This is a genomic window from Succinivibrio dextrinosolvens, assembly GCF_900116345.1.
Taxonomy (GTDB): domain Bacteria; phylum Pseudomonadota; class Gammaproteobacteria; order Enterobacterales; family Succinivibrionaceae; genus Succinivibrio; species Succinivibrio dextrinosolvens_B.
In genome coordinates this window covers 1-15,844 of sequence record NZ_FPAH01000054.1, presented here as the reverse complement: position 1 = coordinate 15,844, position 15,844 = coordinate 1, and the positions used below count along the sequence as shown (strand labels likewise).

Sequence of the window (15,844 nt, the reverse complement as noted above, 5' to 3'; positions counted from 1 at the left end):
TGATAACAGACTTCCATTTTCAACAAAACTGTAATCTCTGTTGCGAACCAAATCTGTCTGAGGTCTGCTGAAATACACCGGCTTAAAAAGCCATTCCAGTGTCTTTGGTATGTTCTGCCATTCGCCTTTCTCGTCTTTATAGCGGTATGGATGCTCTAAAAGCTGTTCTTTTACAGTTTTATATCTTGCAATAACTGTTTTGATGGATGACTGTGCAAGCTGAGCTTTAAGTCTAAACTTTCCTCTTATATTCCTGTACAGTACTTTATTGAGACTGAAGAAGTTCAAGTTAAAGGAATGGGTAAAAACGTATTCTGAAATAAAATTACATGCCTGTCGATACTGCTCCGTCATCTGACGTAACAGTGTTTCCTGTTCTGAAGGTACATTAATTCTTATTTTTAATGTTTTTGTAAATATCAAAACAGTTTTCTCCAAGCCATATAATCCCTATATTCTAACAGTTATTGTAAAGAAATTCTTTAAGATATATAGCCTGAGTTGGCAGAGCTCCGCCTCAGACTTAAGTCTGAGGTTTCCGCTCTGCTATTTTTTTGATGAAGACGTTCACATCTATGGAAAACAAGAAATGTACATAAAGAAAAGATTAAGAGCAGCTTAAAAAAGAACCGAGTACAACAAAGTACCCGGCTCCTTTTTGACTAGAAAAACAAACTATTTGAGATCTTTTAGAGAATAGTAGCCGGTATCAATCAGGATTTCCTTGATGTTCTCCTTGTTAACCACCTTAGGGTCACACAGATATGCAGGAATTACACCGGTACCGTTGTCATATGAGGTAGTATCGTTTACGTCAACCTCTTCCCCTGAGAGCATCTGATTAACCATATCAACCACGTGGATAGCCAGAATTCTTGAGTCCTTGAATACACACATTGACTGAAGACCATTTCTGATGTTCTTAGCACCAGGCTTTGAACAGTCCTGACCGGTAATCAAAGGCATATTTGAAGCGTCATAGCCACACAGCTTGGTTAAAACTTCAATAATGGCATTAGCAACAGTATCATTAGGACAGAGAATAGCATCAAGACGAGTCTGATCTGGTTTAGGACCGTAATTATGAGCCTGAATCAGCTTGGTCATTCTATCCTTTGCATTCTCGGCAAGCCAGCGATGAACTGCAGCATCCTCCTTTGAGGTCTGATTGGACTTGCAGACCAGACGGCCTGATACCAGATATGGCTTTAGAATCTCCATGTCACCGGCCCACAGAAAGTTCACGTTGTTATCATCAATGGAACCAGTGAAGAATTCAATATTCTTAGGAGAGTCATCATTTTTCAGATTGAGCTTTTCCTCAATGTAAGCACCCTGCAGCAGACCGACCTTGAAGTTATCAAAACTTGCATAGTAGTCAACCGCATCAGAATTCATAATCAGACGGTCATAGGAGATAATCTTAATACCAGCCTGTTTAGCTTTAGCCAATACTTCAGTTAGTGATCTTCCGTCAACCGGAACCACCAAAAGAGCATCACATTTCTGAGCAATCATATCTTCAAGCTGAGCAATCTGAGTCTCTTTCTTATTGTCAGCAAAGACAAGAATCACTTCATTATCTGTAGCCTCAAGCTCCTCCTTTAACGTTGCACCGTCGGTCTGCCAGCGAGGAACCACAGTATTAGGCATGGCAATACCAATCTTTGCGGCAAAACATTCAGAAATACCACCCAAAAGGAAAAAAAGAACAAAAGATAGAGAAAATAACTTACGAATCATTTCTTTACACCCGCTCTCTGTTAAATCCTGCCCCATTTGTGTGTGGGATCTTTTTAATTCTAGATTATGTTTTTTTAGGCGAGATGAAAACTACTTGCATTTCAAAAGAAATAGGCAAGATTTATTCATTTTTGAGATTTTTATTTGATTTTTTTAAGCATAAACTTTCTATTTTCAGAAAATAACCATAAACATGAAGTTTGTCATAGTATATAGCGACCAGGCACTGTCGTTAAAAATCTACAAAAATTCTTAATATTTATTTTATCAATCAGATAATAACTTTTAAAAATAAAGTATCAAAAGATTAATAATAGAGTTTTATCTCTGATTTAGCTTCTTTTAAAAATCTGAAAGTTTTTTTTAATCATAGGAAGTCTTACAATCAAGCGTGAATTTTTCACAACTACGGTCCGTTATGGACCGTAATTATTTCTGTAGGTAGTAAAGGGTAAAACAAATGATAGGTTAGGAACTCTCTGTTAAGAGAAATTCTCCGCCTTAAGTGGTAAAGGAGCCTTAAGATCACAAAGGGACTTCTTACCTAAAACAGACTCTAAAAGATAAGGCTCAAGCCCTAAGGAAGGTCTGATGGATTTGACATGGGCTGCTGTCAGAGTCTCGCCTTTTTTAATATCCTTTACAAGATAGATAGAACGACGACCGGCTCTGGATCCATACTCATCCTCATGAAGATATATCCCCTTCCGACCTAAAGCTGAAACGACCATTTTAGAATCGGTAACAAGTTTTTTCAGATCTTTTACATCCATTGAAAAAGCACTGTCAACACCACACTTTGATCTGTCATCAGTAAAGTGCTTTTCAATCATGTCTGCCCCCAGGGCAATAGCAGCAATATCCAGCTCATCACCTAGTGCATGGTTGGATAAACCGCTCTTACAGCCGTATTTCTCCTTAAGATAAGGAATAGCCATAAGATTAAATTTATCCGGCACTGCAGGATAACGGCTTTCACAGTGCAAAAGTGTTAAATCAGTAACACCTCTTTTCCTGACTGCAGCAACAGCTCTGTCAATTTCTTCCTCGAGGGCAAGACCTGTTGACATGACCATAGGCTTGCCAAAGGAGGCGCAGTAGTCGATAAGTCCAATATCATTAAGCTCATAAGAGGCAATCTTGTAGGCAGGACAGCCGGCTTCTTCCAGACAGTCCACATCGTCATAGGAGAAAGGAGATGAGAACAGAAGAATTCCATGTGCTTTGGCATGTGAAAAAAGAGGCTTCATCCACTCACGTGGTGTCTTTGCTTTCTTATAAAGCTCGTAGTAACTCTGACCGCCCCACAGACCGTCCTTGAGCATAAACTCATCTCTGTCAGAATCAATGGTCAGACTGTCCTCGGTATAGGTCTGAATCTTTATAGCATCAGCACCACACTCATGAGCAAGCTCCATAAGCTCAATGGCTCTGTCAATAGAGCCATTATGATTACCGGAGAGCTCTGCTACGATGAAGGCATGATCTCTTCTTTCAAACATAGCCTTTCCTTATAATGAAGATTCTCTTAAAGCCGCAATTCTCTTTTCCAGAGGAGGATGAGACATGAAAAGCTCTGATAAGGCAGCTGGACCATTGATACATAAAGCCTGCATATAGCTCTTCTCTTTGTTTGCCTGTGGCTGAACGCCACGTTTTAAAGCCTCCAGAGCTCTGATCATACACTGTTTGCCGTTAAGTTCAGCAGAACCTGCATCAGCTCTGAACTCACGATAGCGGGAGAACCACATTAAAAGCATTGTGGCAAGTAAACCGAATACCGTCTGCATAACTGAGTTTATAGTATAGAACATCATACTTGAGCCAAAGGATGGTGATCTCTGTGAATCAGAGTTATTACCTCTTGAGGCATTGACGATAGCAAAAGTAATAATATACGAGAAGAAATAAACGAAGGTGTTTAAAACGCCCTGCAGTAGAGCCATGGTAACCATATCACCATTCTTGATGTGAGAAATCTCATGACCAAGGACACCGGTTACCTCCTCTTGAGACATGGAGTTTAAAAGACCGGTTGATACAGCGACTAAGGCAGCATCCTTTGAAGCGCCGGTAGCAAAGGCATTTGGATCAGGTGAATTGTAGATTCCCACCTCTGGCATCTTAAGACCGTCCTTCTGACAGAGCATTGCAACGGTATTTACCAGAAAAGCCTCCTGGTTATTTCTTGGGGTGTCGATAACCTGGACTCCGTAGGACTTCTTGCACATGAACTTTGACATCATAAGAGATACCAGAGAACCGGCACAGCCAAAAATTGCACACATCACAAGCAATGACATGTAGTCATTTGGGTTGATCTCAATACCAAAGATATTAAGCAGAACAGAGCCAACGATACTAACCAAGAGCAGTACGGCTATCTGCATTCCGATATATAAAATGATACGCATTGTCAGCAATCTCCACGTTAAAAATTATTCATCCAATGACTTCTCAGGAACTGAAGGCTCAGCTTCCACCACAGGATCATTCCTGTCATCTGCAGCATTGTAAGGGACACCGTTTAATCTGATATCCTTACCTTTAATATCAAGGGTGGTTGAGTAGACACCACGAGAGAGGTTTATAGCACCACTCTGCATCAGATCAAAAAGCCCCTGCTCATACTGTGCAGAAACCAGTGAATCCACAAAGGCTCTGTCAGCCTTTGCACTGATTGTAGCATCCACATTCTGAGGTTTACCTGAGTTAGGCTCTAAAATCACACTGGCACGACCAGAGGTTGAAACGCTGGCCCCTGCATGTTTGAAAGACAGGTTCTTAAGGTTAAAGTTTAAAGGCTTTGAGAGAGCAGCAATGATTTTATCCACAGCCTCAGGATGTTTAGCTGCGGCAATCAGAGCCTCCACATTGAAATTGCCAATCTTGATATCATAGTTCAGATCAGAGAGGTCATAGTAAGGCAGTACCTTTGAGTCCTTCTCATGAGGCATGGCAAATTCAATAGTCATAGAGCCGTCTGAGGAGAGCTCGCGACGATTTGAATAATCCTTGTCAGACAGAGATAAATCCACATTAAAGGAGGAGAGTTTAAAGCTGTCACGCAGGGATGGGTCACGCACCTTGTCATTAGGAGAGAAGCCAATCATATAGATAGTTGAGGTGTCCACCAGAAAAGTATTAAACTTCACATTAACCTTATCCAGGGAAACATTCTTATTCTCTATATCCAGAACCGGTTTGGCGGTAACCTTCAAATCCAGAAAATCTACCTGATATGCTGGCTTGTGATTGTAATACTCATAGGCATGACATTTGATACCGGCAGAGGCAAAACCTACATCAAGACTGGTCTTAGAACGGCCTGACACATAAAAGGAATTCTCTCCAAAACGACATTCACCACCTTCAACAGGAAGAGTGAAGGCTGAGGTTTTAACCGCTCCGCTGCCCTTAAGCTGCCATGGATAAAAAGCAATGGCACCATCAAGCTTTAGAGGAGGAATCTTCATGGAGGCAAGGATATCATCGATATTGCCATCATGATCAACCTTAGAGAAGGTTGCCTTGACGGAGGAGAAGGAAAAATCCACATCAACCTTGAAGACAACTTTGATCTTCCCATACTTAGGAGTAGGGATCTCCACAGTTAAAAGACCTTCCTTGTCCAGAATTGATGAAGACAGAGGATGATAGTCTAAAACAGCATAATGCTGTTTTGAGTTGATTTTTCTGATGACACTCTGAATCTTTGAATTGTAAAGGTTACTGGCTACAACTAATGCAGCAGAAAAAATAATCAGAATGACAGCTGAGAAAACAGCCAGATATTTAGCTAATCTCTTCACTATCTTTCATCCTGCAGCTTAGCTAAGAGTACACCGCTCTCTTTAAAGGCGACATCGGCAAACTCGCCGAAATACTCACGGGTTTTTAAGAAGCGTTCAGTAAAGGCATCAAGATCCTTATCCTCAACAATCCTAAGATCATCCGAGAGGGATTTTACAAACTTTCCTATAAGCTCAAGATTGGCATCTGAGGACATGATGATATCACCGTACAGACGAGGATCCTGCGCAAAGAGTCTTCCAACCATCATCAGCTCCATTCTGTAGATTGGGGATGAAAGCTCAATGAGGCGTTTTAAATCCGGATCAAGGGCTTGCAGGAAAGTACCGTAGCTATAGGTTCCAAAGTGACGCAGAGCCTGAATTATACTCATGGCCTTATCATGGGCAGCTGCCTCTGATTTTACAATCTTGGCGCCCCAGATTCTGAACTGCTCAACTAAAAACTCGGAGGCTTTTTCGTCACGCTCAGGTACGGTTACAATAACCTGCTTTACAAGACTCTTGATATCAGGTCCAAACATTGGGTGCAGACCTAGAACCGGGCCCTTGTGATACTTCATCATGCACTCTACAATCGGCGCCTTTACAGAAGTGAAATCACAGAGGATCTGATCCTCTCTTAAAAGAGGAGAAAGCTTTTGTATGACCTCAACTGTAACATCAATGGGAACAGTGACTATTATAACCTTGGCATTCTTCAGATACTCAGGAGCCTTATCCCAGCCTCTGTGTCCAAAGGAAAATACCTTATAGCCTGAGGCTTCAAAGTATCTTGAAAAAATACGGCCCATACCGCCATTGCCACCGACAATGACAATATCACCATCTTCCTTTAAGGTTTTAGGGTAGGAAAAATCGGTTGCAGAACAGATTTTATAGGACTCTCTTAAAAGACGCTTCATAACATCTGAAAGCAGTCCCTCCGGGAGGCCGTTTTCCTGTGCATATTTTTCTGCTGCGCTTATCACGTAGGTTTCACGCTCACGGGAATAGACCTTATCCCCAAAGTCCTTTTTGGATACAGCAGCCTTAGATACGAGATCGAATCTTTTTTTAAGTAATCTAATAAGCTCCCTGTCAGTATCGTTAATTTCTTCTCTTATTTTTTCTAGTTCTACGGCACTCATCAGTTAATCAATCTCATCTAAAAATTCTTCGACATTCTCGTCTTTCTTGTTCTCCATTGCAGCATCAGGGTTAACCTTACCCTCACGGTACTGCAGATAGGCAGTTCTTACCTGTGCATATGGATCAACTGCATTATCAATCATCTCCTCCTGAGGAATCAGACCGGCTCTGGTATCAATTGCGCTGATGGCGGTAAAGGTCCAGCCAACTAGAGGAGGCACCAAATAAGTAGGCCAGGAATCAACCACAGTACCATGAAGAGATCTTTCGGTTGAAGGGCCCATTGCAGGGATCATCAGATAAGCACCGCTGTCGGCACCAGCCCTGCCCTGTACAGTATCAAAGCTCATTTCTCTGCGCTCAATCCCCATAGGGCTAGCGACATCGAAGAGGCCTAAGACACCGACGGTGGAATTGATGGCAAAACGGCTTATGGATATTCCACTGTCAGCCAGATTGCCTAAAAACAGGTTGTTTACAGTATTGTTAAGCTCGCCCACATTGCCGATGAAATTGTGAATACCGGTACGGGAAAACTGAGGCAGCATAGCATAGCCGTGGGCTACAGGTCTTAGAATATATCTGTCCAGCACATAGTAGTTGGTCTGCCATGGTCCGTTTCGGTTAAAAGCTTCAATAGAATCAATGGAATTTCCAGGAAGAATGGTCAGACCATAACTATAATCGGCATGTGAAGCTTTATAGGTAAGCTGTCTTGGAGCCATTGGGCTGTAATTTGAATGAAAAGCCTGAGCAGTTCCCCCTACAAAAAGAGCAAGAGTGACTGCAAGAGATACTATCTTATTATTCATATTCATAACTACAACCTACCTCATATTTTTTTATACATTCTACAACAGCATTTGCAATTTTCATCCATTGAAAAGACATGTGCACCAAGGAAACAGCAAAAATGCGAAGCAAGCCACTACTTAGAAGCCAGATTTTTACAAAAGCGTGAGAGATCAATATCTAATTTAGAAATTTTTTTGTTATCATACCTCCATAATACGTATTACTTAAGATTAAGCACGAATGGATAACTTAGATATTGAAGTAAAGAGCTCAGAGAAAGTTCAGTCTGAAGTCTCTGTATCAGAGAATGAAAGCAAGGCTGCAAAAGAACCAGCCAGAATCAATACTCAGGCCACTGCAAACTATATAAGTGTAATGTCCCGACAGAAGGGGCTATTGGCCGAATCATCACAGAGAACCTACAATCAGTTATCTTCCTCTCTAAATACCTATGTGCAGGATCCTCAGTCTGTAAAAGACATAGATGTGGACAGGGACTCTTCTTCCCTTGGCCACTACCGCAAGCTTACCGTTCAGGTTATCAACAGAGATCCTTCACTTCAGGAGAAGGTTGCACAGGATCTGTCCACCTCAAAAGAGATGGTACGCTCACGAGATGCTGCCTCGACTTTAGAGCAGAACATGAAAAAGCTTCCGGATTCTCTAAGCGAGGGAGTTCCTGCAGGAAAGAATCTGTCAAAGCTTATCTGTCAGAGTGTGGTTAATCTTACTGACTATGAGAACATGGGCGCAGGTCTGCAGCGTGATCTTGCCATACGAGAGGTCTACCCTCCTCAGTCAGAGTTATCCTTAAGATCAAAGATTGCAACCTCAGATGCACTGTCAGCATCTATTGCCTATGTTAAAAGCAATCAGCCAGAGGTGCTCGAAAAGCTTGAGGTGGATGCACCGGTTGAAAAACCAAAGCCAGGAACTTCTACTCCTCAGATTATGACCAGATATCTGCGCAAGGCTTTAGATGAGTTCCCCGAAGGCTCAACCTATCTTGATATCTTCAAGCAGAATCGTCAGAAGGCCGAGGCAGCTGAAAGTGAAACAGAATACAACGACGATATTTCAAAGAATACCGCCAAGCGCATTCACGATCTGATTCACAAGGCCGCAGTTACTGCCCGCAAAGGAAATCTGATCCCAGCCTCTGACAGAGCTGCTCAGGTCTCTAACACTCAGGCGGCTGTTGCTGATGAGAGTGTAAAGACAGCCGCTGAAGGCAAGATGCGTGACGCCTCCACCCTGTCTTTATCAGAGTTATCCGCAAGAGCTGCCAAGCTTCAGCAGCAGTTCAGAGAAGAGCGAATCAGACTTGCTGCAGAAGGTAAGCTTCCTGATCCTGCTACAAGACAGTCATTATCCAACGTAAATGAACAGGATATAAAAAGAGTGGATGAGGCCTTTGAGCAGAAACTCACTCAGACAAAAGCAGCCTTAGAACAGACAAAACCACAGACACAGGTACAGAGCGAGAGTAGAACCTTACAGGCAGAAAGCGCCAAAGGTGAACAGAGTGCAGCAGAGACTTTAAAGACATCAGGTGAACAGCCTAAGCCTGAGGTTAAAGCTGAGGTTAAGGCAGAGATTAAATCAGAGGTTCAGTCACCTAAGAGTGAGCAGGCTAAAGGCGAGACAGAAGCACAAAAGGCCGAAACAGTTAAAAGTGAAACCGTCAAGGCCGAACAGTCACAGCCAGCAAAAACAGAAACAGCTGCGCCTAAGGTGGAGCAGGTAAAAGCTGAAGCTCAGGCACCAAAGAGTGAACAGGTTAAAGCTGAGACTCCTGCTCCAAAACCTGAAAATGTAAAAGCAGAAGTAAGTGTCCTAAAAGAGAGTGTTGTAAGTGAAGCAAAAACAGCTCTGAGTACAGAACCTCAGGCAAAGAATGCACCTGCAGCAGCACAGAATCAGCTTAGTGCCGATGAGATAAAAAAACTTGCTTTAGAGGCTGTAAAAGAAGCCTTAAAGGAAAGTGTAAAAACTCAGATTGAAGTCTCTCAGAATTCAGCCAAAGCTGCCGCCAGTGAAGTTGTAAGCGAACTTAAGGCTCAGCTTGAGGCCTCTCAGAACAATGCCCGAGAAATGGCATCAATGGTAAAAGAAGCCTTAGCCTTAAAGGCACAGGAACTTTCTGACAGAACTCAGGCAAATACAACTGCAGAACCTCATGTTCCTGCAGATAAGGCTATGAGTGAACTTAGACAGAATGCCCAGAGTGCCTCTGAATTTCAGAGCACACCTGTAAAGGTATCCTACAGCACCAGTATGGGCTCCTATGGCTATACCAGTTCTGCGCTGTTTGATCTGAGCTCCTATCACAAGGCCCAGAGAATAGCTGATGAATCTTTAGTGCAGGATTTCACCTCATCCACAACACAGGATAAGATTACAAGACAGCAGCAACAGCTTGAAAGCGCACAGGCTGAGGAAAGAATTCCCGATGAGACAGATAAAGTCTCAACTGCAGAGCTTTTAAGACAGCGAGTAAATGAGGATGGCACAGAAATTGAGGATCTGGTTCAGAACGAAGAAGAACCTCTTAGTAATCAGCCTGTAAAGAATGAAGCACAGCTCTCTGAGGAGGCGGTTGCTCTCAACACTGAGAGTGAAGCTCAGGTACAGAGCGCCCAGAGTGCACCTCAGGCGCAGCCAGAGGATGCCTATGTAAATCCAACCGCAGTCTCACAGGCTACACCTGAAGCGGTACCGCTGCAGCAGAATCAGGAGATTGTACAGAATCAGGCACCTCAGAGCGATCCAAACCTTAACCGTCTGTACTCACAGATAAGTACAGAGGCACAGAACAGAATTTTAAATGCGGCTCCTGAAGGAAACGCCCCTCTGGCGGAACAGGTTCCTGCACAGCCACAGGCCCTTGTTCAGAACACCATTGAGCAGCCACAGAATACAGAAGAGGTTGCAGCTGAACAGAGACTTGCACAGAGAACTAATCAGAGTGAAGTTCAGCTTCAACAGAATGAGCAGAGAGCCAATCAGGCTCAGACAGAACAGCATCAGGCTGAATTAAGAGAGGCAGGAGCAGAAAATACTCAGCCAGTGTCTGCTGATAAAAAGCTGGTGCAGAATCAGATGGATCCCCCAGTAAATTCTGCCCCACAGCATCACCTTCATCAGAACAGTGCCACCATGGCCTATCAGAATGTTGCTCAGCAGCAGACAGCTGTCTTACAGCAGAATGCTGCAGCTGTGGAACAGCCACAGAATATCTATGCTAATCTTCCAGAGCTGCATCAGACCTATGCTGAGGCTTCAGAAGAATTACCGGAACTGAGGCAAAATGACAACGCTGAGGCCAGAAAAGCAGCTACTGAGGAATTAAAGCAGAATCAGAATACTCTTCCTCCTAAAGAGGTACAGGGTGATCACGAGATTATCAAAAAAGACAGTCAGATTATAATCACCCGTTCAAATCCAGCAGCACCAACCAATCCTGATGCTCAGATTGAAGCCTCCAAGGCAGAGCAGCTGGCAGCACAGAATGCTCAAAGACAGGCAGCCCTGACTCAGGGAGGCAATGCAACACAGAGTACCGTGCAGAATACGGTAACCAATATGACTGAACAGGTACTGGTTACACAGTCTGGTACAGTGATAAGTCAGCCTCAGCCTAAGTCACCAAACATGAATCCTATCGAGGCTCAGAGTGCAGGTCTTAACCAGAATATGACCATTGCTCAGGCTCAGGCCATGACCGAAGCTTTAGATAAGGCTGAAGCAGAGGAAATTGCAAAAGCTCAGGCACAGGCTCAGGCTTTAGCAGCACAGAGTGCTGAGAGTGCAGAGAACTCAGATGCCAATGGACTTTTAGATGTTGAAGATGAGAACTCTAATCCTGTTCCAAATCCATTTGGATCAAGTTTCTCAACTATTTCAGGAGTAGGAGTATCCGGAACTGCTTCAGCTGAGAGTACAGCTCAGACTAATGCCAATAACCAGAACCAGGGAATTACTCTGGAGCAGCAGGCACAGATGCACAGCCGAATTGTGGCTGCACAGAATATTGATGATGTGGCTGCTGATGATACACCTATCTCCAATCCTGACAATGATGTCTTTGAAGAGATTCTTGATCCGGAAAAGAAAGGAATCAATTCTGATCTCAAATCAGCGGTTCAGAACAGACCGTCCTTCCTCTCAGGTTTTAATGCTGGCTTAGGCAACTCTCCTGAGGCTGTATCCAATCAAAACAATGCCGCAACTCCTGAACAGAATATGCAGACTAAGATTCTGACTCAGACAGTTCCTGAGGATGAGCTTGATGACGGAGTTGTTCCAAAGGATGTAAAAACTACAGAAAAAGTTAAGACTACAGCAGATAACAAAGAGTCCTCAGAGGAATTCAAGATCAATGCTGTACCATCCAAGACTCCGGGAGCTGCCGCCATAACCAATGGCAGAAGTGAGCCTATTCCTGATCCAACCGTTGTTGATGAGGTTGCGGAGATTAAGGAGAAATCAGGCTTTTTCAGCAAACTAGCCTCAATCTTTACAAAGAAGAGTGATGAGATAAGACCAGAGTCTCAGAATCTACAGCTTAACTCAGCCTCAGCAAGTGCTGCACTAATGGCGCAGAATACTGGAAGAGAATCACCACTTGATGCCTTTACCCATGCTCTTAAGGCACAGATTAACAATCCGGCGCTACCTCAGGTGGTACGTAATCAGGCCAAGGATTTCTTAAAACAGCTGGAAAACCCAATCAATGATCTGCCATCGGTTACCAGCTGGCTGAGCTTCACATCATCACCATTGAGCACAAGTTCATCCATGTCACTGGCGCTACATCAGTGGGCATTCCTGCTTTTATCTATCAGATTCAGTCAGCTGGGTAAATCTGTTGATAAGTTCCTCAAGAAGGATGTCGACCTGATGGAAGATAAATTCGATGCTGAGCTTAAGAAGATTTCCAAGGAATTAGGTTCAGGCTCAAGAGGAACCATTTCCTCGCTGATTGATGACACCTTTGAGCAGATATCCAGAATGCAGAAACCTCTAAAAGAGAATCTGCCTGCCCTGTACCAGTATATTCCGCTGCCACCTTCATATGACGGTGGTAAGGAAGGCGCATTCAACGCCCGCCCTGTGGTTGAAGAGGACGGAAAAAAGAGCTGGCATCTGACCTTCGTATTCGATCTTCAGGGAATCGGACCAATTGAAATCAAGGCTGTAGCTAAACTTCCAGAGCTTAAGCTATCAGTAATTGCAAGCTCTGTTGAAGGATTGCAGAAGGTTCAGGAAGCACTCCCTGTATTAAAGGAACAGCTGCAGCAGGCCGGCATTACCACCAGATCTGCTATGGCTCGACTTGGCAATGTTCATATTCAGGATACAGTGGCCTCTCCTGATGTAGGCCCTCATGAAAGAAACTCTGACGGTGCAACCTTATCGGTTGATATCTGACAGGCAGGAGGATTTTTATGGATCAGGATAATAAAGATCAGGACGTCATTGAGACACAGGTTGAACCGGATGTTCCTCAAAGTCCGCAGGAAGTCAGACCGATTGATGCCACTGACGAAGATCTGTCCTTTAAACAGACTTATGATAAAGCCAGTGCAGCTGTTGCCATCAGCTACGATGAGGACAAACAGTCTCCTTTTGTAAGTGCGCTGGGTTATGAAAGCAGAGCTCAGGCAATTGTGGATATGGCAAAGGAGCTTGGTCTTTATGTGCATAAAGATCCTGCCCTATTCAATCAGCTGAAGAACCTCAAGGAAGGAGAGGAGATCCCAAAAGAGCTTTATGTAATCATTGCTACCATTCTCTCATTCAGCTATTACCTGCAGGGCAAGACTCCTGAAAAATACAGACGTGCTGACGGCAGCACCGCTATCAACACCGAAGCTTAATCAATGCTTAAGACTGTGGCTTTACGTCACAGTCATCATCTCACTCTATTTTCTAATTACCGGAATCTGCAGATAGCTCTGATACTGACCTCCCATATGGAAGATATGTTTACCGTGATTTCTGCTCTTTGGTACTTTCACTGCATCCTCTGGATAAGGAACAAAATCGGCATTGCCTCCGATACTCCTGAACTTTACTTTAGAGTCGGGAGCAAAGGTGTACTCATTTTTTGCAAGTGTAATTTTTGCCGAGCCGAATCTTGGAACAAAATCTCTGGATGGTGCCACGTACGGAGAAATCTTAAGGCAGAGCTTCTCTCCCTTGTGATAAATCATACCCATAGGCCAGATGGCAATATCCACAGGAACAATCTCTCCTTTTGAAAGCAGCTCTTCTGAGGTATTCTTTAGCACCGGATCGTAGTCTGTGGACCTGTTCTCATCTAAAGCTCGCTGAGAGACTCTGAAATAGCCTTCCGAGAAGATAGGCATATGAGACATTCTGTCGAACAAAGGGTTTCCATCAGCATCCAGCTTCTCAACTGTTACATGCAGATCCATATCATCTGCTCCGGAGGCTTCCACAAAGGTGTGCAGTTTCATATAACCAGTTACTTCCGTATCCTTTTCAAAGGTATAGGTAAATACCTGTTGTGGCTGCTTCTCTGCACAGTCATAAGCTAAGGAGATTTCCTGTGGACTTTGAGAGAGCTTAAGAGTGTTGTCATAAGAAAGATATAGCTTTCTGTAATCGGTTCTTTTGAGAGGAAATTCCTTCTCCACACGATTTACAATATCCTCATGTCCAGGATCCAGCACACTGAGTCTAACCCTTGGAGTGTTCTCCCAGCCGTTATCCTTATCCATCAGGTAATGATCAAAGAATTTTCTCAAATCCTCAACATTATCCTTCGTATAATAATCGAACCACTCATTGGTATTGTGAACACGCAGCCACTTATCCTTACTGGATATCTTATTGAAACCTGCAAACGTTCCATGGGTATGAACAGGATTAGTGTAGCTTGCCACCACATAGGCAGGAACCTTGATGTCCTCAAGCTTGGCACACTTATCCTCCCAGTAGCCGTTTATAAAAGGATAGGTCAGCACCATACGAGGCTGATCCTCGATATAGTTTCTGCTTGCAAAGGTCTCAAAGATTACTTCTGGAAATACCGGATTAGGGATACCGCCACGATTTGCAGTTTCACGGAAGTGATCCACAAATCCTTCCCATGGAGCAATAGCCTTTAAATGAGGAGGCTGAACCGAAGCGATGAACCACTGAGATACAGTAAGCCAGGAGTTGCCTGACATACCGATATTTCCATTGCACCAGGACTGCTTTGCTGCCCACTCGATGGTATCATAGCCATCCTCTGAGTTCTGCTGTCCCCAGTAATTGAGGTTACCTTCAGAATTATAGGCGCCACGGCTGTCAGGATTTATGATGGCATAACCATGAGCCACCCAGTATGCAGGATCAGGACCTTCAAATTTCTCAAGGCCTGAGGTAGCACTCTGAGGAACTCCTGCTCTGAAAGGAACATCATCCAGCCACTGTCCGCCGATTTCTTTACCGTATGGACTCCAGGCCATAATGGCAGGATGACGCTCACTGTCATTTGGTCTGAAGATATCTACATATATGGTTGTACCGTCACGCATCTTTACTGGTACATCCTTCTCAAGAGCAATATCGCAAGGCAGCGTCATTGAGCCATGTCGTCTTACAGATCCTTTCTTTAACAGTATTGTCTCGGTCTTTAACTGATTTCCACGAGCTCTATCTGCATTTACAGGCAGACCTTTTCTGTACCAGACATAGATAGACTCTCCATTTGGCATAGTCTGTTCTAAAGCCATTCTTGAAGGTTCATAAGCAAAGCTTGAGCTCATGACTAAAGACTGTAAGAGCAGAGTGGAGATTGCAATTTTGTATTTGTTAGGAGAAAAAAATCTCATCTATACACCTCTTGTTTGCTTTTGAATGCTATTTACACAATCTATTAAAGATTGAATTTTTTTTCTGAAACATCAGACACATATTCAGCATTATTCGACAATTAGATTTCCTGGGACTCATTTAGTCCTGCACAAATTAAATAAAAAGGTTGCTCAGGCATCTGATCTAGCGCATCAGGACCATACCTCTATTCACAGGTTTGACACTCCACACGACTATATAGTGACAGCTCGGATGTCAAGCATTTTGTAAAACTTTTTGACTAGCGCTGTCCCTTGCCGAACTTTAATCATAACTTATTGTTTATTCAGGCATTGTTTGTCTGATTTAGATTCATTTCCAGACAATAAAAATATATTGGAAGCTAATCCAATTATATCTTCGGTTAGGATCAATTGCCTATAGGCAGGATCAATCTTTCTGCTATAAATTTTCCTTCTTAAGGTAACGCATCCTGTATTTTGAACCATTTACTTTCGGTCTATTACCTACAACAAATGAATTTCTATAAT

The 15,844-nt window shown here is 43.3% G+C and carries 10 protein-coding genes; 2 read left to right on the top strand and 8 right to left on the bottom strand.

Features of this window, described 5'->3' with window-relative positions; translation table 11 throughout:
- The 7 genes from BM308_RS11855 to BM308_RS11825 form a co-directional block, all read right to left on the bottom strand.
- The coding region (locus BM308_RS11855; RefSeq protein ID WP_218152566.1) for a hypothetical protein at positions 1-423 on the bottom strand (423 nt) is incomplete at its 3' end.
- Between the two features lie 252 nt (positions 424-675).
- The gene (locus BM308_RS11850) at positions 676-1,743 is read right to left on the bottom strand and encodes a substrate-binding domain-containing protein (RefSeq protein WP_083425569.1); all 1,068 of its coding nucleotides are present in this window, start codon (positions 1,741-1,743) and stop codon (positions 676-678) included.
- A 482-nt stretch (positions 1,744-2,225) separates the two neighbouring features.
- Complete coding sequence (pseI, locus tag BM308_RS11845) at positions 2,226-3,245, bottom strand: pseudaminic acid synthase (RefSeq protein WP_074945462.1); 1,020 nt, start codon at positions 3,243-3,245, stop codon at positions 2,226-2,228.
- Positions 3,246-3,254: 9 nt separating this feature from the next.
- Entirely contained in the window at positions 3,255-4,157 is a 903-nt protein-coding gene (gene htpX / locus BM308_RS11840; RefSeq protein WP_074945460.1) for a protease HtpX, read from the bottom strand.
- 24 nt (positions 4,158-4,181) lie between these two features.
- Positions 4,182-5,555: a YdgA family protein gene (locus tag BM308_RS11835; RefSeq protein ID WP_074945459.1), complete on the bottom strand. Its 1,374-nt coding sequence runs from the start codon at positions 5,553-5,555 to the stop codon at positions 4,182-4,184.
- Positions 5,555-6,685 carry a bifunctional chorismate mutase/prephenate dehydrogenase gene (gene tyrA / locus BM308_RS11830; RefSeq protein WP_074945457.1) on the bottom strand — a complete coding sequence of 377 codons (1,131 nt, stop codon included), beginning with the start codon at positions 6,683-6,685 and terminating at the stop codon, positions 5,555-5,557. The genes BM308_RS11835 and tyrA overlap by 1 nt, the downstream gene beginning before the upstream one ends.
- Before the next feature lie 3 nt (positions 6,686-6,688).
- On the bottom strand, positions 6,689-7,504 hold the full coding sequence (locus BM308_RS11825) for an MlaA family lipoprotein (protein WP_143098619.1): 816 nt from the start codon (positions 7,502-7,504) through the stop codon (positions 6,689-6,691).
- 217 nt (positions 7,505-7,721) lie between these two features.
- Here BM308_RS11825 and BM308_RS11820 point away from each other — a divergent pair, with 217 nt between their 5' ends.
- Both BM308_RS11820 and BM308_RS11815 read left to right on the top strand, forming a co-directional pair.
- Entirely contained in the window at positions 7,722-12,914 is a 5,193-nt protein-coding gene (locus BM308_RS11820) for a hypothetical protein (RefSeq protein ID WP_074945456.1), read from the top strand.
- A 17-nt stretch (positions 12,915-12,931) separates the two neighbouring features.
- A complete protein-coding gene (locus tag BM308_RS11815; RefSeq protein ID WP_083425568.1) occupies positions 12,932-13,363 on the top strand; it encodes an EscU/YscU/HrcU family type III secretion system export apparatus switch protein in 432 nt (143 codons plus the stop codon).
- A gap of 45 nt (positions 13,364-13,408) precedes the next feature.
- On the opposite strand, the gene BM308_RS11810 is transcribed toward BM308_RS11815, so the two are convergent.
- The gene (locus BM308_RS11810) at positions 13,409-15,331 is read right to left on the bottom strand and encodes a CocE/NonD family hydrolase (protein ID WP_074945454.1); all 1,923 of its coding nucleotides are present in this window, start codon (positions 15,329-15,331) and stop codon (positions 13,409-13,411) included.
- Positions 15,332-15,844 lie beyond the last annotated feature (513 nt).

Bases quoted from the DNA above. Each gene is read 5' to 3' on its own strand.
- BM308_RS11850 (WP_083425569.1), bottom strand. From the start codon at position 1,743: ATGATTCGTAAGTTATTTTCTCTATCTTTTGTTCTTTTTTTCCTTTTG.
- pseI (WP_074945462.1), bottom strand. From the start codon at position 3,245: ATGTTTGAAAGAAGAGATCATGCCTTCATCGTAGCAGAGCTCTCCGGT.
- htpX (WP_074945460.1), bottom strand. From the start codon at position 4,157: ATGCGTATCATTTTATATATCGGAATGCAGATAGCCGTACTGCTCTTG.
- tyrA (WP_074945457.1), bottom strand. From the start codon at position 6,685: ATGAGTGCCGTAGAACTAGAAAAAATAAGAGAAGAAATTAACGATACT.
- BM308_RS11825 (WP_143098619.1), bottom strand. From the start codon at position 7,504: ATGAATATGAATAATAAGATAGTATCTCTTGCAGTCACTCTTGCTCTT.
- BM308_RS11820 (WP_074945456.1), top strand. From the start codon at position 7,722: ATGGATAACTTAGATATTGAAGTAAAGAGCTCAGAGAAAGTTCAGTCT.
- BM308_RS11815 (WP_083425568.1), top strand. From the start codon at position 12,932: ATGGATCAGGATAATAAAGATCAGGACGTCATTGAGACACAGGTTGAA.
- BM308_RS11810 (WP_074945454.1), bottom strand. From the start codon at position 15,331: ATGAGATTTTTTTCTCCTAACAAATACAAAATTGCAATCTCCACTCTG.